A 24,429-nucleotide genomic window follows, 5' to 3' on the forward strand; every position below is an offset into this window, starting at 1 on the left:
GTTACTTGATTGGAGATATAAATCCCTCTGGTTTCATTGCCACTAAGGAGCAATTAATTGATTGAAGAATATTCTCGGCAGTATTGCCAATCACATACCCAGAAATACCGGTTCGGGCTAAGGTTCCCATGACCAACACGTCAATCTCTTCCTCATCAACACACTCCGGAATTTTATCGTCCGGTTTGCCATGCAGGTGATGAATAACCACCTCACCAGCAATACCAGAGTCATCGATTAATTGGTGCAAGGCTTGTTCGTGACGAGCTTTCTCTTTAGAAACCTCATCAGACAGCTGCTCCGCACCTACTTGAATCCAAACGTGATTGTCGAGGTAGTTCTCTAAATAATGTTCCCAACAAGAGATAATGTGTAATCGGCTATCACAGGTATCCGCAATCGAACGAGAGAGCTCTAACAATCGACACGATAGTGCCTGGTGCTCATCGTTGATAGCCAAAGGATCGACCGCAACCGCAATACGTCGTTTGTCTCGTGGTTTAAATATTGGTCGATGCAGCCATACTGGACAAGGACATTTACGCAATAAAGTCATGTCTATCGCTTTAAAGCCTTCGGCCCCTTCACTGAGTGGCTCAGCCTCTTTAATGATCAGGTCATTATGATTCAGCATCGCTTCTTGGATGATACAAACCGCCGGATTTTCATTGCTTTTAACTCTCAGGGGAAACGGCACCTGCTCTTCAGAAATAGACAGTTCTTCAAGCAAATTTTTTACGCTCTGCTGAAGCGAATCATGTAAAGACTGTTCGTAGCTTTGTTGATATTGAACGAGATCGGTAGGAAAGTCAGGACAGGCAATCAGGCCCGAAACCGGAACGTGATTGTTAGCCGCTATTCTAATCGCTTGACCCAGGGCGTCACTGTGGCCGGGCAGACCTTGCGTTGCAAAAAGTATGTTCTCGAATCGTCTCATACACACCTCCTTGGTTGACTAAATATTAACCAAATTGAACGGCCTTTCCTAGAACGTAATTGTAACCACTCATTAGGTGAATGATATTTGTTATCACTCAGTTATTTACGTGACAAATAACCGAAAATACGTGCAAAAATCCCCCCTTTCCGGCAGTGACATGTAACAAATTACGTCAAAGTTTATCGCAAGCTAAAGCAAAAACTTGTTCAGAAAGGATGTCGGCAGAAACCCTGAAGAGTAGATACCACACTGATTAGAAAATGTAGGTCAAACGACTTTCCACATAGTTTGATAGAAAAATGTCCTGAATTGAAAAGGGGCAGAAATGAACTACATGTTCCCCTAAATTAACAATTCAGAGCTAACTAAAGGTATGGAAAGTCGCTTAACGTAGCGTCCAGTATTGATGGGGCAGATCACTGACAAGTATACGTGACCTTCATGACAATATGCTTTTTCAAATATTTAAAATCATGCTCTATAATGCCTCTCAATAAAAGAGCCCAAACATAAGGTTGGGCTCAATTCAATAATCATGAAGCCACTGTCATGGTGGTTATATTACGATTAATTTCCCCAGATTTGGCTGACAAACTCTGGATGGTCAATAAACGGATTACGATTCCCTTGAAAATCATGTACCGCCTTATTTCGGTCGATTTCTTTTTGGCTTACTGGATCTTCAGAATGCCAACGCTTTAGCATAGTAAGTAGCCACGGTTCAAAAACAGTTGTATTGGTTCCATCCAGAACGGCATTAGAGCTTGTAGAGTTCCCTTCCCAATTAGCGATTTCATTTTCATAGCGTGTTGCCATGTAGAAATATGCTCTTGCAAAATCACCTTTAAACTCATCAATTGGCTCAAACACCGTACCTACATAACCAAGAGAGTTCGCTGCACTGCCTAACTTAGAACCATTGCTTGATGTGTATGTCGCGCTACTCACCTCACCAAATGGCCAATTACTACGTTTCGAGTTAACGTAGCCATCAGTGGCAAATAAATGGTGACCGTCAGAGTTCATTGGTTCGACTTTCCCACCAAACCAGCTTTTCGGGAATGAGTGCTCACGGTTGTAGCAATCACCTTCTTTTCTGTATTGACCACATTGATCGGCCACCTTAGTAAATTGGATTGAATCTAAGCCTGAAGGTTTCTCCGAATACATATCGAGAATCGACCCATCAGTGTCATAGTATGCGTCTAGGTCAGCCTCAGACACCAACCTCCAAATAGCGGTGTAACCCTGACTACTATGATTATCAATAATTTGATATAAGGCCGTTTTTAACGCAAAGCCCACTTTGCCTTCAGCTTCTTTGTAATACTCACCTAACACTGGAGGTTCAGTTGGTGGTGCAGTTGAACCACCAATCGAAAATTCTGTACTCTGACTTGCTTGGAAATCACCACCAGATGCCACAACGGTTCCATTTACCGACAAACTGTATGAACCATTCCCCACACTGCAGCATATTCCATCTCCATAAGAGTCTGAGACTTCTAGGGTGTAGTTACCATCCGCTAAACACATTTCCACTTCATTGATGGTGTTATTTTTATAATCTGAACCAGAATAAAGATTTTGAGAAACTGAGTTTTTGAGAAACCAACTGGTTTCAGAACCATAGTTATCCGTAACTAGCGTGAGTGCGGCACTTGTGTCATTGCAGCTTTGTGTTGGTGGAGTCTCCGTAGGCTGAAAGTTATCTAAATACACCACTTCCGAACCATCAAAACCTGCATCATCATAAAATCGTACGCCCACAACGATATCTTTAGTGCTCGTAGCGCTGTACGAGTGAGTCAATGCTTGCCACTGATTCGTTAAACCATTATTCGAGTAACCTAAATAGCCATCAACAAAAAGGCGAGCTTTCACGTTGCCTTCCGTGTGGTAAACATCGACAGAGAAATCATAAGTTTTCCCTTGTTCAACACGTATCGTTTGAAGAAAGTCGGTATTACTTTGAGTACTTGTATTCACTGTTACTTGTGCTGAGAAACTGCCGTTATTTACAGGATCGGTAGAGAGCGAAAGTGCAATGCCGGAGTCAATCACACTCCAACCAGATGGTACGTTTCCTTCCCAGTTTTCGAAACTTCCATTTTGCATTTGCGCATGCGCACTCGCTGAACAAAGTAACGCAACGCCACTTAGTGTTATTATTCTATTTATCATATAACCTTCTGTTTAATTGGATAAAAACCAACTAAGCTTAGAAAGTAATCAAAAAATGAATGGAGGTATACATCACATTTATAAATGTAAGCATTATGGATTTTATTAATACATGTGATGTAAATCAATGTAACATCGACCTGTTAAATAAAGGAATAAAAAAGGCTGAGCAAATTATCTGACTCAGCCTTTTTACTCTTCAGAACTAGATCATTTATCGCCAGTGAGCATACCGAAGAAGATCTGTCTCGATTCTGGTGTATTGTCTCTATGAGTTTCGTATTTTACATGTGTGTTTGCATCAACTGCTTTTGATAGCTTGATGCTCCAAAGTGCTTTCATTTGATTCAGTACAATTGAATATCGGACATCGATAATACGCAGCTCGTCTGTTGGGTCCTGAGCAATATAACCATTTGAAAACCAGCGGAAACGTTCAATGTCTTTGGCTTGTTGGGAATCTGGGTCTAGCCAAGGCAAATCCCTGCTAACATTCAGTTTCGCAATCGACTCTCCAGGGTATACGTTTACCGATGTGCCAACCCGCACGGCGTCTACATGATATTGAGCCTCTGTTTCGTACACCACTTTCCACACCAAGATATTCGCAAAGCTTGGTTTTGCCTCTAATCGGATCGGCGTGTGTTGTCTTTCTTGCGCTAATTGCCAGCCAATCGTCTCTGCCCTGTCTCGCTGAATCATCCCTAATGTTGGATAAATTAGAGCCCAAGCAAACGCAACACGCGCTAGCCAAGGAGCTCGTTTCAACGCTGCAAACACAAGTAAAATTAAGATGGGAAGCGTATAAACGGGGTCGATGATTGATATGGTGTTCCAAGCAAAACGTGCGTTGGTGAAAGGCCAAAGTAACTGCGTGCCATAAGTGGTACAAGCGTCTAAAAGCGCATGAGTGCCATAACCCAGAGCACAAAACAGCCAGCTTTGTTTGAAAGAAAGCCCGCGCCTTTTTGCAATGAGATGATGCAAAACCAAGGCACAGATCAAACTGCCAATGGGGATAAAGAAGAGTGAGTGGGTAAATTGTCGATGAAACTCCAAAGCCAACAAAGGATCAGTCTGTGAATTAATCAGTGCGTCTAAATCTGGAGCCAATCCAGAGAGTAGACCTAATACCCCAGCAACAACCAAATGTTGTTTTTTGCTGGCCGATTGTGACAAAGAAGCGCCTAACACGCCCTGCGTTAAAGGATCCATAAATCACTCATTGATAGCATTCCGTTGAATCAAACAAGATACATGTAGCTATAGCAGTGAATTGGGTTAAATAACAAGATTTCATCAACATACTCATATACATAATCGTATAAATGTAGACTGGCAAACAAAAAAGAGCAGCCTCGTGACTGCTCTTTTTGTTTGAATTTAACGATAGTTCTTACTTCTATATCGCTTTATTAGCTTACAACTCTTCCCAATTTGTCAGATCGCACTTCCGATATGTCCAAAGATAATACGCACTCATAAACACAGAATAAAATGCACCAGCGATGAATGATTCGTACAGCAAGTTTGAAAAGGTCACTCCCTCTCTCGATATACTTAACAGCGATATCAAAGGAAGGAAAAAGACAAAGAATTCGACAAAGCGCACCACTACATTTCGTCCAAAAGACACATAATAAGGCGGCCTTAACTTAAGTCCTGCCTTTCTTAACCATTGATGCAATGGCGGGTTGTAGTTCCATTTTAGAATTTTGGCGGCTTGGAGTTGCAAGAATGCCCTTTCAAGCTTTGTTGTATAACTCATGTTGGAGATTTCCCGCGGCATCATAAATTCCTTTGGGTAAGTGTTTGACCAAATTTAAAATATTTATAAAACAGGATAATTCTATTATGAGCCATGATGCATTAACAGGCGTAAATACGGCGATTGATAGACTCAGATCGCAATTAGACATTTACATGCGTTTTCTCGCACCTAAATGTCTAATTGATAAAAAACTGAATCAATTACGAGCCAGAGGGCGGTCTTTAATTAACGCGCCACCATGCTTGCCGCGATAACCACCAGCAGTATTGAGAAGATTTTCTTAATCGTTGGAACCGGTAAATGGTTGGTGGCTTTTGCGCCCAACGGAGCCGTAAACCAAGAGGTGCACACAATACCCAGCAGCGCAGGAAGATAAACAAAGCCAGCAAAACCGTCTGATAGAGCAAAGTTACTGCTGCCTGAACTGATGTAACCTATCGAGCCAAACAACGCGATCACAATGCCACACGCAGAAGCACAACCGATGGCCTTTTTCATATCGACAGAGAAGAACGTTAATAGCGGAACCAGCAATGCTCCGCCACCAATCCCTATCATGGCTGACAAGCCACCCGTTATGGTTGTCAGCACAGTGAGCACGCCTTTGTTCGGCAGTTTTCGTTCCTTAGGGGCATCATTTTTGCTGCTTAAGAACATCTTGATCGCAATCAGAACCACACTCACGGCAAACACGATACGAAAGACCTTTTCCGGTAACAACGCCGCCATAAAACCACTAACCAATGCACCCAGAGCAACACCGAGCATGATCCAAGGCGCCAGATCCCAAGGCACATTGCCATTTTTGTGGTGAGCAAGTGCAGAAGAAGTAGAGGTGAAAAGTATTGATGCCAACGAGGTAGCAATCGCCGCGACAACCACTTGGTCAGACGGTAGAACGTCTAAATACAGTAAAATGCTGCTTAACACAGGAACAATGATCAGCCCTCCGCCAATACCTAACAAGCCGGCTAGAAACCCAACACCACTGCCCAGTAACGCACAGTAGAAAATCAACAACAGCAAATCACTCATTTCATCCATCTCTTAATTAAATTAATCATCTTAAATAACACACTATTAATGTGGTTATATTTCCATCAAGCTAATTAATATAACTGACACCGACTTAGATATTCAAACAGAATAGAGCATGAATATTCCTCATGTTGAATGTGAAGTAATACCATTGTTAATGGTCAACCTATCCACGTATAAAAACCTTAAGCGATTAACTTTATACGACATTAATTCTACTAAGCATTAATTTCAGACAGCATAGCCTTCGATTCTTAATCCGGTCACAAGCAAAAAATAAAAGCCGTTTTAATACTAAAGACCGAGAGAGTCAGAAAACAAATTGGGATACCAAATCAGCATGAATAAAGAATTTAATTTTACGATTAAGAGCATTAGCCTCGACGAAAACTACCAGCCTGCAGACAGCACGCGCATCACAACCAACTTTGCTAACCTGGCTCGCGGTGACAGCCGCCAAGCGAACTTGCGTAATGCGCTACAAATGATCGATAACAGTTTCAACGCGTTAGCACACTGGGACAACCCGAAGGGCGACCGTTACTCTGTTGAGCTTGAAATCATTTCTGTTGATATGGATATTGAAAGCAACGGCGAAGCATTCCCTTCAATTGAAGTGCTGAAAACCAATATTGTAGACCGTAAAACTAACGAGCGTATTGAAGGCATTATCGGAAATAACTTCTCTTCTTATGTTCGAGATTATGACTTTAGCGTACGTCTATTGGATCATAATAAAGGCCAAGATAAATTCAGCATTCCAGAAGATTTTGGTGATTTACACGGTAAGCTTTTTAAATATTTCGTTAACTCTGACGCTTACAAAAAGAACTTTAATAAACCACCTGTTATTTGCTTAAGCGTGTCAGATAATAAAACCTATTACCGCACTGAAAACCAACACCCTGTATTAGGTTTTGAATACCAACCGAATGAGTCTTCTTTAACTGAGCAATATTTTAAGAAGATGGGCTTACAGGTTCGTTATTTCATGCCGCCAAACAGTGTTGCACCTTTGGCTTTCTATTTCTTTGGTGATCTATTGAACGATTACTCGAACCTAGAGCTTATCAGCACCATCAGTACCATGGGCACGTTCCAGAAAATCTACCGTCCTGAGATTTACAACGCGAACGCGGTTGCAGGCAACTGTTACCAACCAAACTTGAAAAACTTGGATCACTCGCTAACTCAAATCGTGTACGACCGTGAAGAACGAAGCCAGCTAGCTGTTGAACAAGGTAAATTCGCAGAAGAGAAGTTCATTAAGCCATACCAATCAGTTCTAGAGAACTGGTCGGCAAATTACGCACTTTAATCGTCTATTGCGCTCTCAAACCACCCAAGGATAGGCAGTATTATTATGAAAACACTATTACCGACTTCAACAGCGGGCAGTTTGCCGAAACCGTCTTGGCTTGCACAACCAGAGACGCTTTGGTCGCCATGGAAACTGCAAGGCGATGAACTCACAGACGGCAAACAAGATGCGCTGCGTGTCTCTCTGCACGAGCAGCAGCAAGCAGGCATTGATATTGTGAGTGACGGTGAGCAAACACGTCAGCACTTTGTAACGACCTTCATTGAACACTTGAATGGCGTTGATTTTGAAAAGCGTGAAACCGTTAAAATCCGCGACCGTTACGATGCAAGTGTACCGACAGTCGTTGGACCTGTTTCTCGTCAGAAATCCGTTTTTGTCGAAGATGCGAAATTCTTACGTCAGCAAACCGACCAACCTATTAAATGGGCTCTGCCGGGGCCTATGACGATGATAGATACGCTTTACGATGCGCATTACCAAAGCCGTGAAAAACTGGCGTGGGAATTTGCGAAGATCCTCAACGAGGAAGCGAAAGAGTTAGAAGCTGCAGGCGTTGATATTATTCAGTTCGATGAACCTGCGTTTAACGTGTTTTTTGATGAAGTGAATGATTGGGGCATCGCGTGCTTAGAAAGAGCCATTGAAGGGCTTAAGTGCGAAACAGCAGTGCATATTTGTTATGGCTACGGCATTAAAGCGAATACGGATTGGAAAAAAACGTTAGGCACCGAGTGGCGCCAATACGAAGAAGTATTTCCTAAGCTGCAGCAATCGAATATCGATATCATCTCTTTAGAGTGTCACAACTCTCATGTACCTCTTGAGCTACTTGAACTGGTACGAGGTAAGAAAGTGATGGTCGGTGCAATCGATGTGGCAACCGATTCCATTGAAACACCAGAAGAAGTGGCTAACACTCTACGAGAAACACTTAAGTACGTTGATGCAGACAAGCTCTACCCTTGCACCAACTGTGGCATGGCTCCCCTACCTCGAGACATTGCTTCAGCTAAGCTGAATGCGCTCAGTGCTGGCGCAGAGATCGTTCGTAAAGAGCTTTCAGCGTAACGCTTCCCTAACGAACAAAAACTATGATCTGAAGCCTAAGTATCACATTGATGCTTAGGCTTTTTGTTATGTGAGTTAAGGAGCTTTATACGCGACTGTTTACCAGGTTTTATCTAGGTCTTGAGCATATAAAGAGATCGCTCGTTGGTACTCTTTGATCGCCTCGTTATTCGTCGTGGAAACTAAAAGCTCAAGTAACAGCGACTTCGCCTCTTTATGGCGACCTAAATTGTACAAACACATTGCGTAGAAAGGTTTCACTTCTATCGAGTCAGGATACTCAGCCATAGCCTGTTCGAAATAGTTTAAAGCCTCTGCATAAAGACCAAGGATTCGATAAGTACTCGCCAAACCGAACAGCGCATCAAAACGTTCTACTGAAGAAAGCGCACCAGACAGAGACAATACATAGTGCTCAATCGCCTGTTGCTCTTTGCCTTGGTTGTCGTAAGACCACGCAATCTGCAAATGAGCTTTCGCTGCATAGTTTTCATCAGTGAGTAGCGTTGCCAGTAAGTCACACGACTCTTGATACTTTTCTTCTTTTCGCAACTCGATGGCTTGTTTGATAATCGTATCCATACTTCCCTCTGAAACGCTTTGCTATGCGAGTATTTCTTCAAACATTTGCTTATATGATTTAGTTTGTAACGCAGATTGGCTTAGCCCGAATTGACTCGCCAATAACTCAAGTTCATCTTTATAAGCGGATAGCTTAGACTCATCATTCGTCATGATTGCAAACTCAGCAAAATCACCGATACCCGCAAGAGAATCGACCGTGATATGGAACTCTCCAACAAAGTAAATACTGCGAGTTTTCTGCGCTTTAAGAATCACTTTGTATCCCAAGTTCTCTAGCATGCTCTTGGCATTCGTCGCATCGGTTATATTTGTCGCTTCGCATCGATCAGGCTCAGGGCCTTTTACAATCCATAACTTGATGCCCGACGGCTCCATAGTACGAATACACAAGCTTTTGTTCTGAGCCTGTAAGCTTCTATCAGGGCTATCGAAATACCAATCGCATTCTAGGTTGTCTTGCAGCATTACTTCATGAGGAATTAGGTTCAAAGTTTTCAAGAACTCAGACTTAGAGCTAAGTCGATACTTCAGCTCAACCTCATATTTACCTTTGAAATGATCGTTAGTCATAGATTAGCTCGATGCAAAAAAGGCGATACTAGCACACGAACCACATCCGAAATACAAACTGACGCACAACACAAACTAAAGCCGTGGAACTATGTTCGACACGCTAACACACGCTTCCACTCACCTTGGCTCATTGCGCCTTTAGAAAGGTAAATATTGTGTTTCTGCATTGCACCTTTCGTGTATGAAAGTTTGATGAATGAGCCAATTTCCAACGGAAGAAAGCTGCGCTGTAAAGTCACATCACAAGCAACTCCATTTAAACGTACGTGACCGTTCGTGATTTCAAATGAGCTATCGCGAAGCTTCCACCACAACATTAGAATTTTGATTAGTGGAGGAACACAAATTATCAGCCCTATGGTTAGTAGCAATGAACGATCACCGTCTGATATCCAATAGACAAGACCTAATGCAATAACAATAAACAGCAACTCTGAAAATAAGTATTTAACAAAATTTAATTGGATACGGTTATCCATGACACTCTCTCAATGATGACCCTAAAGGCAGCTCCATTTCAACGAGCCCTTTCACTTCAGACAACTGAGTAAAACCTTTTGATTGATAAAGCTTAATCGCGGAGTTCTCACTGAACACGCGCAACACTAACTGAGCCGATGCTTGATTGTTCGCATGTTCAATAGCCAAATCGAGACACTTAGAGCCAAAACCTCGACCTTGATAGTCAGCTAATATCTGCAAGTCCCGAAGAAACGTTGTATCACTGGTGTAACTGAAGCGGATAACACCAATACGGCTATCCCCTACATAAATTTCATAGTTATCCAGTTCATCCCAGCTGCGTAAAAACTGACTATGACCCCAAGCGATGCCACGAGCTTGGTAGTAACTCGCCATATTCGTTTTGGTGATCGATTCAGCGAACTTAGGATCTGAACCTTTGACCAACCTTACTTCCATATTGTATCCTTTTTTTCCTAGGCTAAACATTGAGTAATATGTAATTAAAGTACCAAGAGTATTGCATCATGTTTGAGCCATTCTATCACTCTGCTCCCTTGTTTAATGCCTTCTCTAACCACATTGAACTGATGTATTGGCCGTTTTTCTTCGCGTATTCATTGAACACTCCTACTTCTCGAAATCCAAAACGTTTATGCAGTGCTATTGAAGCTTCATTAGGCAAAGCAACACCTGAGACTACGCGGTGAACATCATAATCACTAATCGATGCAAATAGCTGAGAATAAAGCTTAGAGCCTAAACCTTTTCCTTGAGCTTCTGCCGTAAGATAAATAGTGACCTCTGCGGTATCTTCAAATGCCGACATAGCCCGGTATTGCTGAGAACACGCGAAGCCTAATAACACACCACCTTCTGTCGCGACATACAGTTGATATTTACTTTGGCTCGAAAATTGAGAAAACCATTGCTGGCGATTTTCCAACGACAACTTCTCTTCTTCAAAGCGCGCATTGGTATGTTCAATATAAAAGTTGAAGATATCGGTGATGCCTGCAATATCAGGTAATGTCCCTACTCTGATTTCCATGTAATGTCCTTTTAGTTGTCTATTTTTGACTAATAAACAGGCATCAATAGTGACTGCAGAACTGACTCTCGCAAGGAATACCATCACGATCACCATCTATTTTCACATTGGGACAGTTTGCCAAATAAAACTTTGCTTCATCGCAAGATAGCATCTCACTACAATGCGTTTTACCTTGGCAACTAAATCCCATATTCTCATATGCAGGATTTAACTTAGGCTCCAATACCAAAAGATACAAACCTGCGCCAATAAGCCCGACGAAAAGTGCAGACAAAATAATTGAAAGAGGGTTAGATTTGGATGTTTCTATACCAACTAGTTGAGCACTCGAAGCGCTGAATTTAGAGCCACTATTCGATAATTGAAATTCAACTTCATCCCCAACTTGAGGACGACGATAACCGTCCGTAAACTTCGATATATGAACAAAAACATCTCCCTCTAATTCATCTGAATTGATGAAGCCAAAACCTCTCTCATCAACCCAGCGAACAATTTTTCCATTCATAGCTATCCCTTCTTCAAACCGCTTTCAACTCTTGACTCATATCACCAACAATATGCAGATTACATTATGACAGCTTAATGTGGGGGCAAATTACTCGATGGACTCTTAACTTTACCCATTTTAGTCAGGATGCCTTTGCCCTTCTCATCAACAAAAGATAAACCAAAGTAGACTGAAACCCACAAGACAAAATCGAGAGCAGCTAACTTGATATCAAGTGGATCTGAAAAGATGTTATAGGTGTGCCCAAACTTTGCTTCAATTGATTTAACTAAAATCACTGTAACGATAAAAATCACAATCCTCATGGGTTTTCCTATCTATATCTTTAAACTAAATCGTACACATGCGTGTGGATATTGTTTAAGTTATTCCAAGTATATAATAAGTTGACGGCCCTACTTGCCATCGACCTTTTCTATAAACCAACTCCCTTGGCACGGGCCATTGGTTAAGTGCCACCGACCATCAAATCTCTTACCGCTGCCAGTTGCTGAAAAGCGATAATCCCACTGGCGATGTTTGGCATATAACCGTAAGTCGCCGCTTTCTGTCACCCAACCTTCTAATGGTGTTCCGTTGTAGGTAAGCCTTAGCGTGGCTTTACCTTCACGAATGGTTCCGGTGATGGTTGTTCGCTCACACATATTATTGCCAGTAGTGTTAATACGACGGCCTAGCCACTCACCGTCAAAATCAGTAGAAGGCACAAATTGGGGACTATTAGGAAGTTTAGGGAACGACTCAGAATTACTGGACCCGAACCATTGAAGTTCGCGGCCAACGAGGAAGAAGACAACAAAGCCGATTGATATCGCTATCACAAATCCCTTTTTCATGAGCCTCTTCCCTAATCAGCTGACCTTAAGAAAAGAACCCTAACATAATGAAAAATAATAACTTACTATCAATTTAATTAATTTTGATATATTCCACAAATTGCATTCAAATGTTGAATATAGAGAAAGCGGCATCGTACGAAGTTCTGCTGTATGTTCAGGGAATCGTTCGTGAAGAAAACACAATGCATCCGTTGGCGTATGAGTTTTAGACTTAAGCCAGCAACCAGTGTGTTAATAACTGAGTACTAAACCTGAACGACTAAAATGAGAGGAGCAATATATGCACCGAAAGATTACGTCTTTCAAAGACAAACTCCTTCAGAAAGCGTCCTTCAGTGCATATAATTTCAAGCGACTGACATAAATGACTAGCGCAAGAAACTAACGTAAATGGCTAACGCAAGAGACTAACGCAAGAAACTAGCGCAAGCGTCTCAACACAACCTGCTGGTCGAGCTCATTCTGATAGTCCGTGTAATCAAGCCCTTGATCAAATATGTACTCAGTGACAAGAGTGCGAATGCATTCAACTAATGTGCTTGCTTGCCAAGGTTTTTCAAAGTAACGGTCGATGCCTGCTGCATTAATGGCATTGATGGTATCGGTGTGAGTGGCCTGCCCCGTAAGAAGAATTTTCTTTGTATTCGGAAAGCGGCTGTCATGGAACACTTCAGTGAGTAACTCCACACCCGTTTTCCCTGGCATCACATGATCGGACACGATGACGGTAATGTGTTCGCCTTCTGCGTCAAGTTCATCAATGAGATCAAGCACTTCTTGCGCTGATTCACAATCTTCAATATTCAGCCAACTCGCCAGCGGCTCTAAATCTTGTACCACTGCGCTCAGTACTTCTCTCTGGTCATCGACACAGATTAAATTAAGCTTCTCCATGTTCACCCTCTATTGGTAACTTGATTCTAAATACAGTTTTAGAAGCATCACTTTTCACAATGATACTTCCGCCATAACCCGCCACAATCCGCTTAACTATTGATAAACCCAAGCCCAATCCAAACGATAAACCACCTTTTTTAGTGGTGAAGTTGGGCTGAAATACCTTTCTACGAGTCCCCTCGTCTATCTCAGGGCCGTTATTCGCAATCGTAACTAATATTCTTTTCTTACTTAATCTGGTTTGAATCTCTATTGCGGCATCGTCTGAATTCGACATTGCATCACAAGCATTCTTTACAATGTTGACCCAAATCTGAACGAGCTCTGTTTTCGAGCCTTTAAAAGTCGGCAAATCTGCAGGGCTCAATCGCACAGATACTCTACGTAACTCACTTTGTAACAACGATAAGGCATGGTTAATGGAGTCGTTAATATCAACCGCTTCTTCGGTGTCAATATCAATTCTGCCAAGTTGTTTAACCGATTTTACGATGCCGACGGTGTGTCTAGATGCCAAACGTAAATCATGTAAATCACAGCCCATCTGCCAAAAGCGAATCGCTTCTTCTGGGTTTTTCAGCCAATGCTTTGAAATAACGTCTGTTGCAGATAAAGCGTCAATTGGGATCGCCTTTGCAAGAGAGCGAGCAATATTTTTGTCTAAACCATATTTTCTTTCAAATTGTCGCCCACGTGTTCGTGCTTCTGACGACGACGTTTTCTGACCATGCATTAACCCAAAATCGAAAAATTGACTGGCTTCTGGATGCACTTCTTCAAGCAGATCCATAATGACCGTTTCAAGTCGACCAGATTTACTATTTACTACACCAATAGCGTTGTTAAGTTCATGAGCAATCCCTGCAGCCAATTGACCCAAGGTCGTCATTTGCTCTGCAGTATGTAACTTCTCTAGCGCTTTTTGTTTCGCTATCGCTTCTTGTGTTGCGCGGCGTTGACGACGCGACAACTCATTGACAATCACAGGTGTGAACTGTGCGGTAAGAGGACCAAATTTATCTTCATCTTCTGCAGGCGTGTCTTTATCGATCCACGCTAACTCAACATCGGTTTTAGCAACAACCGTTGAAGATGCTGTCCAATTACCAGAAAAGAAGCTATGAACGCCTATAAAAGCCCCACTACCCGCGCTAAATACTCGCACTTGCGGTGTATTCTCTTCGGTATAAAACCCTTCCAGTTCTCCACTCAACACATAATATAAACGAGTGTTTAACGCTGATTGTTCAATAATGGTGTTACCGGCACAGCACGTCACCCGACGTTCTGCGTGGTTAAAATAGCGATCGATAAGTGCTTCTAGCTTTTGTTGATACACGTATCGTTATCCTATGTGACCAATTGAGTGGAGCAGCCACACCATAACAAAGCTCAGTAGCACACCAACCACACCCAAAATAATACCAATTCTGGCCATTTGATTACTTTGCACATGACCCGTGGCATGAGCCAACGCATTCGGTGGCGTACTGATTGGCAGCGACATACCTAATGAAGCGGCAAAAGTCACAACCAGAATTAACGTTAACTCACCACCTAGTGGCGTGAGTGAAGCCATAGACGAACCTAATGCAGCCATAATTGGCATTAACAAGTTAGCCGTTGCGGTATGAGACATAAAGTTTGCCATTACCAAACACAAGAACGCCGCTCCGAACAACACCACATACGGTGAGTAAGCATCAAACGGAATACTGTGTACCACCAGCTTTGCTAAGCCAGTTTTATCGAGCGCTAAACCAAGCGCAATACCACCTGATACAAGCCACAATACGTCCCAAGAAATTTTCTTCAGGTCTTCTTTGTTGATGATCCCAGTAAGAGAGAACACAGCAACAGGAATCAGAGCGACGGTATAAGAGTTCATGCCATGGCTTGAGCCCATTAACCAAAGAATGATGGTGAGCGCAAAAGTGACGTATACCGCAATGGCTTTGGGCGTTTTAAGGAATTTACCTTTAATACTTAGTTCGATTTTCTTTTGGTCAGCTTTGTATATAAAGCCTATTAAAAACCACGCTAACGCCATCATAATAACGACAAACGGCACACCAAATGCCATCCATTCACCGAACGTAATGAGGTTGTCGCCAACTAAATATTTAAGCGCGATAGCGTTCGGCGGGGTACCGATCGGCGTACCAATGCCACCGATGTTAGCGGCAACAGGGATACAAAGCGCAAACGCGATACGACCGGGGTCTTTCGGGCCAAACACAGCCAGTACCGGCGTTAAAATAGATAGCATCATTGCCGTTGTTGCTGTGTTAGACATAAACATCGAAAAGATACCAGTGATCAGCATTAAGCCGAGCATCACAAACTTCGGGTCTTGTCCAAATGGCTTCAATAATACACGAGCTAAGTTTACGTCTAATCGATACTTAGTGGCGGCCATCGCTAAGAAAAAACCGCCCAAAAACAGCATGATGATTGGGCTGGCGAATGTCGCCATGATGTCGCTGTATTTTAACAACTCACCAAAATGTTCCTGTCCATGATCAAACCTTAAAAAGATCAGCCCTTTATCCGACAACATCAATAATTGCAGAACGATAATAACAACAGACGTCGCGTAGATCGGGATAGGCTCGAACACCCAGCACAATGCCGCTAATAAAAAGATCGCGATAACGCGTTGTTGAATAATCGTAAGGCCTTCAAATGGAAACGCTGATAGCGGCATTACGAGGATAATGAAAGGAATTAAAATAGGGATAATGTATTTAATATAGGGGCGCATAGCACAAAAACTCTTCCTGAGATAACAACTACTTAGAAATTAGATTTAAAGTTCTAATTCAGATCCGACAACGAATTATCGATCTCTTATCACTATCTCACTATCGGCTAGATCAATGATTACGTAATCGCGATATCCCCTTTTTCGATTCTGTGCGCTACCTCTACGTTTGTGTGTCATTTACTGTTGCAATTAAATTCAGGAGAGTGGTCTCTGCGTTTCTAGTCATGTCCATAAATTAAGAGCCACTTCTGATAAAAGCGTTGAACAAGCTCACTGGGGTAGGTATACCTGAATGAACTATTGATGCCATAGCGACAAGTTAATATATGTACCACGCTAACCCTGACCTAAAGTATCGGCCATAAGTACTAAACTTACTTGTAGTGAGAGTACCAAGCGTTATGAATCAATCTTAGATTTCTTATTAACTTTTCAATCTATCGATGATCTCAGCATTAGATAATGGAACCCCAATACCACTATTTACCATGTACCCAAATGATTCATCGTGGCAACCTTGATCGTATAAATCGATACACTCTTTTGCCAATATTAAATGGTAATCGCGTTGGTATGCATCGATAGCAGTAACTCTTACACATGCGTGGGTATTTACACCTGCAATTACAATTTCACTAGGTGCCATTTCATTTAAAATTTCATCAAGCTTTGTTTCGAAGAAAGCACTATAACGCTTTTTGATAACTTCATACTCTTGCGGGTGTCGAACCAATTCGTCTAATAGCTCACAACCGCTAGTACCTTCGATATTCCATTTTTGACTCGATTGTCGTAAGGCTAAATAAGTATCTGACAAGTCTTCTTTGAACACTTGACGTACCCAAATAATCTTCTGACTTTCTCTACGAAATGCGTGTATAAGCTTGTTCAATGAGCAAGTAAATTCTGTTCTTTTTTTAGCAAGCCTACCCTGCTGGAAAAAGTCCTCTTGCATATCAATAACTAGTAGCAATTTAGTCACGATGACCTCCCTGAAAACCGAATGCCTTATTATATGCGTACTAACCTAGCGTTCGGTTCCATGAACGATAATGCCAAGGTAAGATACTCTCTAATGTAGTTAGCTTAGGATAAGGCATATTATGTGTTTTGGTCGTTAATAACTTTTCTTCATACTTTTGTTGAAGATGCTCTGGAATAAATGCCCACGGAATCACCTCCCAGTCAACTGGCAAACCACAATCACGTACTAAGGCAGCTTTGAGGTCGCACCAATGCTCATCCCATAAGGCAAAACGTTTCAGTAAACTAGCTAAAGTTTTCGAGTATGTAACCTCACAAAGATACACCCGTTTCTCTTTGAAATTAACAGCAACTAAGTCGCAATACCAATGAGGGCCACTTGTATCAGGGTTTGGTGAGTCGAATAATTGTATGCAGCATTGCGTGTTTACAAATACAGATCTATCTGCCCTTAAATATTCCAAAACTAAGCTTTCGCAGTTATCCATTTCTATGTTTCCCTCACAGGTATACGCCATGTAAAGAGTTCTGCAACGCAATGCCAAAGCCGCCGCAAGCCACCTTAATCACTAAGCGCAACGCATGGTAAAAGTGCCACGCGTTGCAAATCAACCTTAAACAGATTGTTAGGTTTAGTTGACCATTGTGACTGCTTTATCAACTGTGTTCCTACTGAACATCTTTGATTCAATGTCGTCGTTCCCTGTAATTCTTCTGGCACGATATAGCTGCGGTTCCTTGCTGCATAAACCGAGACAATAAGAAAAAACCTCATATTGTTTGTTATCTGATAGCTCGCTTACTAATTCATCATCGGTGACGTAAATTAACTCTTCGTTATTCACGACTCTTTCGATGGTACTAAGCTTTGAATCAAGGGAGTTAATCTGCTTCTTTAACTCTGCATCAGCTTTTTTTCGTTCAATCGTTTCTTGAAGTTGTAATCTCAGCATAGTTTCAACATCAAAGTCTTCATTTGATGGCACAGTTGAAGCATTTTTAAGGTTTGGATGAGTATACTGACCTGTTTCTAATATCTGAGGAAGGACATCTTCCAATACCCACTCTTGGAATTTTAAACAAGCTGGAGAATTATCTTGCAATACAACCCTCAAAAGACCAGCTTTCGTTACATAACTTTCACGAAGGGGATCATCTATGTTTTTAGGAATATCATCACGAATATAAATTTCGTGTGGAAGTAAATGTGTAATATGGGCTCTAAGTAACGTGAGTATTGTCTTAGAGTTCTGACCAGGGGCCAAAACACGGTTTTCTCGTTGAATTGTACGTACAACATCGAACAAAGAGAAATATAACTTACCTTCATAATGAAGGGTTCTTATGCCCTCTTCACCTGCTGCACTGTCATATGAAAACATGACCTCGGATAAACTCATTCAAAATATTCCTTTTAACTGATGACTAGACGATATTACTAGCTGTCTTAATTGAGAACAAGCTACGAGTTAGCGGATTAAATCTAGCGAAACAAAATGAAGAAAACTTGATAACTGCTCTGACTGATATTGTTAAAACAAGATTACTATTGATAATAAAGACAATACTTCCACTTCAAAAAAAGCGATTATTTACTCATTTGTAATTAAAATAAAAAGCGAAAAATATCGAAGTTAGCTTAGATAAAGTTATTCTATAAATTAAAACTAAGTGGTTTTTAATAACTCCCGCCCCTTCATACGTTTACGATAAAGAATAAAATTGTATTTATAAAAACAATTTGATCAATAAGAGTTTTTGTAAACTTTGAATTACATACTCTAAAAATAAATCTCCCTGATAAACTTGTCATAATTCCAAATGCTCTTCCAATCTTGATTCGCAACACATGGCATTAGTGTGTTGCATATAGACTTCCTATAAAGCCGTTGGGAAGAAGGAGTTTATATTAAAATCAGGAACGAAAAATGAACCAACAACGTCAACTAAGCTGGAAAATAGCAGCCATTCTAGGTACGTCTTTCGGCTTTACTGCACACGCTGCAGAAATGGTCAGAATCGATAATGATACACTGCTACAACAAAGCCTCGTCGCGCAGTCGAAGAGTGTTGCTCCACTTGAATTAGGTTTTTCTGAAGTTAAACGGGTGGTATTGCCCAATGGAAAAACGAAAGTCCGCTATCAACAAACTCACCTAGGCTTACCCGTCTTTGATACCTCCGTTGTCGCCACCCTTTCCAAGAACCAACCCACTCAGGTGTTCGGTTCAATGGCACAAGGGATCAGTGGAGACCTATCCAGCATTGCACCAAAGCTGAATCAGGAGCAAGCGATTGAAGCCGCACTGTCCGCTCATCGCACGTTTACTGTCGGCAAAAAGTCGATTGAAAATAAAAACGCAAAACTCATGGTGAGATTGGATGAGAACCAAGTCGCCCAAGTGGTGTATCTGGTCGATTTCTTTATCGCGTCCTCAATGCCAGAGCGCCCTTTCTACTTTATTGATGCCACAACTGGCGATGTGCTCCAAAAATGGAATGGACTAAACCACGCTAAAGCATTGGGTACTGGCCCCGGCGGTAATATCAAAACCACTCGATATGAATATGGTAGTGACTTCCCTAGCTTTCCCATCGACAAAACAGGCACCACGTGTAAGTTAGAAAACGATTCGGTTAAGACGGTCAACTTAAACCACGGAACGTCTGGCAGCGCAGCCTACAGTTACAACTGTGCCGACGGCACCAACTACACCGATCATAAATACATTAACGGGGCTTACTCGCCTCTTAACGATGCACACTACTTCGGTAATGTCGTATTCGATATGTACAAAGAGTGGATGAATACATCGCCTTTAACTTTCCAACTGACGATGCGAGTTCACTACAGCACCGATTATGAAAATGCTTTCTGGAATGGTACATCAATGACTTTTGGAGATGGCAAAAATACCTTTTACCCACTAGTCGATATTAACGTGAGCGCTCACGAGGTTAGCCACGGATTCACCGAGCAAAACTCCGGTCTGGTGTACCGAAATATGTCGGGTGGTATGAATGAAGCCTTCTCAGACATTGCAGGCGAAGCGGCTGAATACTACTTGCGTGGCAATGTGGATTGGATTGTCGGAAGCGATATATTCAAGTCTGAAGGTGGCTTGCGTTACTTTGATCAACCTTCAAAAGATGGCCGCTCGATTGATCACGCCTCTCAATACTACGATGGTTTGAACGTTCACTTATCTAGCGGTGTTTATAACCGCGCCTTTTACCTTTTAGCGAACAAATCGGGTTGGAATGTACGTAAGGGCTTTGAAATATTCACAGTCGCAAACCAACTGTATTGGACTGCAAACAGTACCTTTGATGCCGGTGCTTGTGGCGTAGCGAAAGCCGCAGCAGACATGGGTTATATAGTTGCTGATGTTGAAGATGCTTTTAATACCGTCGGCGTGAATGCAAGTTGTGGTGTCACGCCTCCAACTGGCAATGTATTAACGAAAGGCACACCGATTGCGAACCTAAGCGGGAATCAATCTTCAGAGAGCTTCTACACGTTCACCGTTGATTCAGCATCAAGCGTGACGGTTTCAATGTCTGGCGGTTCCGGCGATGCCGATCTTTACGTGAAATCGGGAAGCAAGCCAACGACATCGAGTTACGATTGTCGCCCTTATCGTGCTGGAAATAACGAACAGTGCAGTGTGAGCGCGCAACCGGGCGTGACCTATCATGTGTTACTGCGCGGATACTCGAACTACTCAGGGCTAACATTGCGTTTAGATTGAGTTAGAACGAGCCTCTTAAACAGGTTGTAAAACGAAGAACTAGCGGTTAACCGCGAAATAAAAACCTACTCACTTTGAGTAGGTTTTTTCATGAAACACCAGTGTAGTTAATAATATTGTAAATTATTTACTGATACGTTTATTAATTTATAAATATCAAGGTTACTTAGGCATTGTTTTATAAAAACAGTTTAAATTGAGATCCTGTGCTGCACAACGAAACAAAAATAACTGACTAACTTTTGAACACATTCACGTTACTGATAGGTTAATCCTTATAGGGCAAATGCTCTATTAATGATAAAAATTAAAATAAGGATTATTTATGAGACCATCTTTTTCTATCAGTATGGTGCTTGCAACGACAGTGGTTGGCTTCCAGTCCTATGCAAACAATATCGACACAGTAAACTCACGCTCTCTTTCGGAGAACGCCTCAGCACAAAAGCAATCTTTGGCGTTACAAATCAGCGAGCGTTATTCCGATCTTGAGCTTTCCCTAAAGGCTCAAATCTCAGAAAAGAACTTGTCCACGCCTGTCGATAAATTGAGCTCTACTCAGCCCTACTCTGCATTTTCAAGCAGGATGCAGAAAGCGGACCTTGGTTATCGCAAGATGAAAGGGATCAACGACTTCAGCGACTCTGTGTTAGAAATTCGCATGGCTGATGAAGCGATGATTGAAGCCTGGAAGAACGGCGAAAGCCCATTATTTGCGTTTGAACCATCAGGTGATGATTCGAATTGGCAATACATTGAAGCGTATGACGTGTACGGACAGGTTCATGAACTCGATGTGTACCAAATGCCAGACGTCCCAGTGTTTGTCGTTGATAGCAACGGTGCCGAAGAGCTCAAAGCAGGCTTAATGGCAATGCAGGCTGAAATGCAGAAGCTGGGTACAACAACACAAATTAATTCAGGCTCCAAAAACACAAGCAGCAACAGTGAAAGCCGTAGCACTAAGACACAAACATTTATTGGTAAGGCTACGCGCTCCATGGCTATGTCAGAACCTGAGCCGTTGAATACCACTCAGTTAAAAAAGATTCGTTTGGCTGTAGACCAAGAACCATGGATCTCTGGCAAAGCTGAAATCTACGCCATTGTGACAGGGGTCGATTCAAGCCGCTTAGAGCCACAAATAGATCTAGTAGAAATGCCTTATCTGGATTATGACAAGCAGACTTATTATCCAAATCAAACGGTCATTTTCTGGCCTCGCTACCGCTGGGGCGCTGCAGATATGATCTTAATGGAGCACGATGATGGAACAGACTATAAAGCGCTAGCAAAACTCTTAGTTCAAGCCGCAGAAGAGATACTGAAAATGATTCCTGATCCAGAAGTTCAGGGTTACGCGATCATCCCTCAGATCACAGGCAAGATTATCGATGTGATTCCTGATGGTGTATTAGTCAATGATGATGACTTTGTGGACGTGTACTACACCTTAATGCAAAACACCTCTTATGTTGATCACCCAGGTGCCGGCGGAAATGCAGTAGCTTCGTTCGCCCCTGTTACGATTTCACCGACAGAGTAAATCGTTCCTTGTTTAGTTAGGGCTTGATCACATAAGCCCTAACTCTTCATCATCAAAGGTGAGTAAATCATAAGAGACATACTGAGAAGCTAATTACAGGGAGTAATCGAACACGATGATGTCATCTAACAAAGGACGAAATACATCTTTCAGCGCATCATGCTCTGGGTGCGGAAGATAGTTTTGACGCCCCGCTTCATCTGCGAACGTCATTAAAACGGAATGGGTATAACCTTGGTTCTTGTTTTCTGGGCTATCATTTAACCCCCACTCTACTGAAGTTACCCCGTCAACCTTGTTTGGCATCGCTTCAAACAGCATCTTTAGTTTTTGAACCTCTGAAGCCTCTGCGTTTTCTTTAAACTTAATCAGTAGAATATGACGAATCATTCCCGTTTCTTTTTGAGTCATTCCTTGTCCTTTTCGAATCGTTCGCTTACTGGCTTGTAATGCTTAACCAACACCTAATAGCGATCTAGATCTAGAGTTAGAGTTAGAGTTAGAGTTAGAGTTAGAGTTAGAGTTAGAGTTAGAGTTAGAGAACAAAATGCCACACGTTACACAACATGCCAAGGCTAGATCACTAGGTTTTATAAAACACTCCAAATCCCAAAACAAAAAATGCTGCACCCGAGGGCGCAGCATTTCTTATGACAATGATAGTAAGGTTAATACATTAATCTCGACGGCCATTCAACTGGATCGTTTGGTCTTTATCTACGTTCTTTTGGAATTGGATTCCGCCGTTAGACGCTTCATTTCTTCCTTCCAGTGTTAAGTCAGATTCAACACGCTCAGCCTTTACTTGATTACCCTCGCTTCTTGTCATATCGATGGTTCCTGTATAAGTTCCATCAGCAGCAAAAGCAGTATTCATTGAGATAGCCATCAAGCCTAGTGCGATTAACTTTTTCATACATCACCTCTTATGATTTTTTAATATTATATTTGTTTGGTTGTTGTGTTTCTTTGTTGAAATAACTTTAACAACCGAATATCAGCTTTTCGAGGAAAACCAATATTTACTAAATGGAAACTCGTTGATAAATCAAAGAAATAGTTCACATCTTGACGTTGTGCTGTCTTAAAAACTGGCAGTGATGATTATGATATTAGAGTCAGATGATCTTTAGGCTTTCACTGCGCCAAAGATCAGCATCGTTATCATCTAAGCAATTCGGAGTGCTTGTGGACTTCAATCTCGATATTCAGAATATCTTGGTCATCAAACGTATGTATGAGCTTCGTAATGTTGGCTTAGTTGCAGAATCGCTAGGAAAAACCCCAGGGGCGATCAGTAAGAACCTTTCGAAATTGAGAGTACAACTGGACGACCCACTGTTCATTCAAACCAAGCATGGGTTCGAACCAACGACATTTATTGAAAACAATATTGATAATTTTGAGCAGATACTAAGCAGTGTCGAGGCGATAAAGCATCAAGAGTTCTGCCCTGTATCTTATCAGGGAGATGTAAAAATCTACGCCAATACACTTTTTTGGGAGCGCTTTGGTTCTAAGCTTTACCTCACTCTGAGTAAAGGAGCCCCGCATGTTCACTTCTCACTGGAGAGATGGAGCACTAATGTAAAAAACAGAATCATCGAGGGTGAAGACGCAATAGCCGTTCACTACTTTGATGAAAGCCTGCCGCAGTCCATTTCACAGAAAGAGATTGGAAAAGGAAAAGTCGTATTCTTTGTGAGAGAAGATCATAAAGCACAAAGCTTTAAATCGCTCGTCAACTATCCAATCATCTTATTTAAAACCCCGGGCTGGAATGACAATAAATACCCTATTCTCGATCGCCTTCGAAATATCGGATTTCATGTCGATCCAAAAGTGGAAGCCGATCACCCCGCAATGATCCACGATATTGTGCTGAAGTCCGATTATTTTGGAATCACCCTAGATGGCAGTGTGCCAGAAGGGTGTCGCAGCATTGATTTACCAGAAAATCTCACGATTGATGTGAGTTATGTGATGAGTTGCCGTCGTTCTCAGAAAGATGCTCCATTGAACCAGTGGTTATTCCAAATGTTGAAGTCGACCCTGAAAAACAAACAAGCGTAGCCTCAATCAATCTGCTCATGCTCAACCGTCCACGATTTCACTTCCAGACTTCCGCAAAAGA

Annotated in this window: 26 protein-coding genes; 5 read left to right on the forward strand and 21 right to left on the reverse strand. The window is 41.9% G+C overall.

What is annotated here, in order from left to right:
- Position 1: 1 nt before the first annotated feature.
- The 5 genes from AC3CH3_RS08635 to AC3CH3_RS08655 all read right to left on the reverse strand — a co-directional run bounded on the left by AC3CH3_RS08635 (position 2) and on the right by AC3CH3_RS08655 (position 5,930).
- Positions 2 to 937: a universal stress protein gene (locus AC3CH3_RS08635; RefSeq protein WP_019823000.1), complete on the reverse strand. Its 936-nt coding sequence runs from the start codon at positions 935 to 937 to the stop codon at positions 2 to 4.
- A gap of 570 nt (positions 938 to 1,507) precedes the next feature.
- Entirely contained in the window at positions 1,508 to 3,124 is a 1,617-nt protein-coding gene (locus tag AC3CH3_RS08640; RefSeq protein ID WP_488536961.1) for an endonuclease, read from the reverse strand.
- A gap of 210 nt (positions 3,125 to 3,334) precedes the next feature.
- Positions 3,335 to 4,339, reverse strand: coding sequence for a metal-dependent hydrolase (locus AC3CH3_RS08645; protein ID WP_488536962.1), 1,005 nt, complete (start codon positions 4,337 to 4,339; stop codon positions 3,335 to 3,337).
- Positions 4,340 to 4,544: 205 nt separating this feature from the next.
- On the reverse strand, positions 4,545 to 4,892 hold the full coding sequence (locus AC3CH3_RS08650) for a DUF6404 family protein (protein ID WP_488536963.1): 348 nt from the start codon (positions 4,890 to 4,892) through the stop codon (positions 4,545 to 4,547).
- Between the two features lie 228 nt (positions 4,893 to 5,120).
- On the reverse strand, positions 5,121 to 5,930 hold the full coding sequence (locus tag AC3CH3_RS08655; protein WP_488536964.1) for a sulfite exporter TauE/SafE family protein: 810 nt from the start codon (positions 5,928 to 5,930) through the stop codon (positions 5,121 to 5,123).
- A gap of 343 nt (positions 5,931 to 6,273) precedes the next feature.
- Between AC3CH3_RS08655 and AC3CH3_RS08660 the strand changes: the two genes are divergently transcribed.
- Together AC3CH3_RS08660 and AC3CH3_RS08665 are read left to right on the forward strand one after the other, a co-directional pair.
- The gene (locus tag AC3CH3_RS08660) at positions 6,274 to 7,251 is read left to right on the forward strand and encodes a DUF1852 domain-containing protein (protein WP_029405689.1); all 978 of its coding nucleotides are present in this window, start codon (positions 6,274 to 6,276) and stop codon (positions 7,249 to 7,251) included.
- A gap of 45 nt (positions 7,252 to 7,296) precedes the next feature.
- Positions 7,297 to 8,325, forward strand: coding sequence for a methionine synthase (locus AC3CH3_RS08665; protein ID WP_050648264.1), 1,029 nt, complete (start codon positions 7,297 to 7,299; stop codon positions 8,323 to 8,325).
- Positions 8,326 to 8,424: 99 nt separating this feature from the next.
- Here AC3CH3_RS08665 and AC3CH3_RS08670 read toward each other — a convergent pair whose 3' ends face one another.
- From AC3CH3_RS08670 to AC3CH3_RS08735, 14 genes are all read right to left on the reverse strand, one after another.
- Complete coding sequence (locus AC3CH3_RS08670) at positions 8,425 to 8,907, reverse strand: tetratricopeptide repeat protein (protein WP_488536965.1); 483 nt, start codon at positions 8,905 to 8,907, stop codon at positions 8,425 to 8,427.
- 21 nt (positions 8,908 to 8,928) lie between these two features.
- On the reverse strand, positions 8,929 to 9,480 hold the full coding sequence (gene cyaB, locus AC3CH3_RS08675; protein ID WP_488536966.1) for a class IV adenylate cyclase: 552 nt from the start codon (positions 9,478 to 9,480) through the stop codon (positions 8,929 to 8,931).
- A gap of 89 nt (positions 9,481 to 9,569) precedes the next feature.
- Positions 9,570 to 9,962, reverse strand: coding sequence for a hypothetical protein (locus tag AC3CH3_RS08680; protein WP_488536967.1), 393 nt, complete (start codon positions 9,960 to 9,962; stop codon positions 9,570 to 9,572).
- Entirely contained in the window at positions 9,955 to 10,404 is a 450-nt protein-coding gene (locus AC3CH3_RS08685) for a GNAT family N-acetyltransferase (RefSeq protein ID WP_488536968.1), read from the reverse strand. The genes AC3CH3_RS08680 and AC3CH3_RS08685 overlap by 8 nt, the downstream gene beginning before the upstream one ends.
- Before the next feature lie 85 nt (positions 10,405 to 10,489).
- Complete coding sequence (locus AC3CH3_RS08690; protein ID WP_488536969.1) at positions 10,490 to 10,996, reverse strand: GNAT family N-acetyltransferase; 507 nt, start codon at positions 10,994 to 10,996, stop codon at positions 10,490 to 10,492.
- 43 nt (positions 10,997 to 11,039) lie between these two features.
- On the reverse strand, positions 11,040 to 11,507 hold the full coding sequence (locus AC3CH3_RS08695) for a cold shock domain-containing protein (RefSeq protein WP_488536970.1): 468 nt from the start codon (positions 11,505 to 11,507) through the stop codon (positions 11,040 to 11,042).
- 74 nt (positions 11,508 to 11,581) lie between these two features.
- Positions 11,582 to 11,815 carry a hypothetical protein gene (locus tag AC3CH3_RS08700; RefSeq protein WP_488536971.1) on the reverse strand — a complete coding sequence of 78 codons (234 nt, stop codon included), beginning with the start codon at positions 11,813 to 11,815 and terminating at the stop codon, positions 11,582 to 11,584.
- 90 nt (positions 11,816 to 11,905) lie between these two features.
- Positions 11,906 to 12,346, reverse strand: coding sequence for a hypothetical protein (locus tag AC3CH3_RS08705; protein ID WP_488536972.1), 441 nt, complete (start codon positions 12,344 to 12,346; stop codon positions 11,906 to 11,908).
- A 423-nt stretch (positions 12,347 to 12,769) separates the two neighbouring features.
- The gene (locus AC3CH3_RS08710) at positions 12,770 to 13,243 is read right to left on the reverse strand and encodes a response regulator (protein WP_017062404.1); all 474 of its coding nucleotides are present in this window, start codon (positions 13,241 to 13,243) and stop codon (positions 12,770 to 12,772) included.
- The gene (locus AC3CH3_RS08715) at positions 13,230 to 14,585 is read right to left on the reverse strand and encodes an ATP-binding protein (protein WP_488536973.1); all 1,356 of its coding nucleotides are present in this window, start codon (positions 14,583 to 14,585) and stop codon (positions 13,230 to 13,232) included. Before AC3CH3_RS08715 ends, AC3CH3_RS08710 begins: the two co-directional genes overlap by 14 nt.
- Before the next feature lie 6 nt (positions 14,586 to 14,591).
- Complete coding sequence (locus AC3CH3_RS08720; protein WP_488536974.1) at positions 14,592 to 16,010, reverse strand: SLC13 family permease; 1,419 nt, start codon at positions 16,008 to 16,010, stop codon at positions 14,592 to 14,594.
- Positions 16,011 to 16,437: 427 nt separating this feature from the next.
- The gene (locus tag AC3CH3_RS08725; RefSeq protein ID WP_488536975.1) at positions 16,438 to 16,995 is read right to left on the reverse strand and encodes a cysteine hydrolase family protein; all 558 of its coding nucleotides are present in this window, start codon (positions 16,993 to 16,995) and stop codon (positions 16,438 to 16,440) included.
- 40 nt (positions 16,996 to 17,035) lie between these two features.
- Positions 17,036 to 17,485: a hypothetical protein gene (locus AC3CH3_RS08730; protein WP_488536976.1), complete on the reverse strand. Its 450-nt coding sequence runs from the start codon at positions 17,483 to 17,485 to the stop codon at positions 17,036 to 17,038.
- Between the two features lie 144 nt (positions 17,486 to 17,629).
- Positions 17,630 to 18,397: a BRO-N domain-containing protein gene (locus tag AC3CH3_RS08735; RefSeq protein WP_102428449.1), complete on the reverse strand. Its 768-nt coding sequence runs from the start codon at positions 18,395 to 18,397 to the stop codon at positions 17,630 to 17,632.
- A gap of 528 nt (positions 18,398 to 18,925) precedes the next feature.
- Between AC3CH3_RS08735 and AC3CH3_RS08740 the strand changes: the two genes are divergently transcribed.
- Complete coding sequence (locus AC3CH3_RS08740) at positions 18,926 to 20,749, forward strand: M4 family metallopeptidase (protein ID WP_488536977.1); 1,824 nt, start codon at positions 18,926 to 18,928, stop codon at positions 20,747 to 20,749.
- 325 nt (positions 20,750 to 21,074) lie between these two features.
- Positions 21,075 to 22,295 carry a DUF3103 domain-containing protein gene (locus tag AC3CH3_RS08745; protein WP_488536978.1) on the forward strand — a complete coding sequence of 407 codons (1,221 nt, stop codon included), beginning with the start codon at positions 21,075 to 21,077 and terminating at the stop codon, positions 22,293 to 22,295.
- Between the two features lie 93 nt (positions 22,296 to 22,388).
- Here the strand turns inward: AC3CH3_RS08745 and AC3CH3_RS08750 are convergent, their stop codons facing one another.
- Entirely contained in the window at positions 22,389 to 22,706 is a 318-nt protein-coding gene (locus tag AC3CH3_RS08750) for a Dabb family protein (RefSeq protein WP_019822257.1), read from the reverse strand.
- 265 nt (positions 22,707 to 22,971) lie between these two features.
- On the reverse strand, positions 22,972 to 23,211 hold the full coding sequence (locus AC3CH3_RS08755) for a VPA0252 family protein (RefSeq protein WP_019822255.1): 240 nt from the start codon (positions 23,209 to 23,211) through the stop codon (positions 22,972 to 22,974).
- 272 nt (positions 23,212 to 23,483) lie between these two features.
- Here AC3CH3_RS08755 and AC3CH3_RS08760 point away from each other — a divergent pair, with 272 nt between their 5' ends.
- The gene (locus AC3CH3_RS08760; RefSeq protein WP_488536979.1) at positions 23,484 to 24,368 is read left to right on the forward strand and encodes a LysR substrate-binding domain-containing protein; all 885 of its coding nucleotides are present in this window, start codon (positions 23,484 to 23,486) and stop codon (positions 24,366 to 24,368) included.
- The last annotated feature ends 61 nt before the right edge of the window (positions 24,369 to 24,429 follow it).

It is taken from the genome of Vibrio sp. QJM3NY_35 (assembly GCF_057785915.1).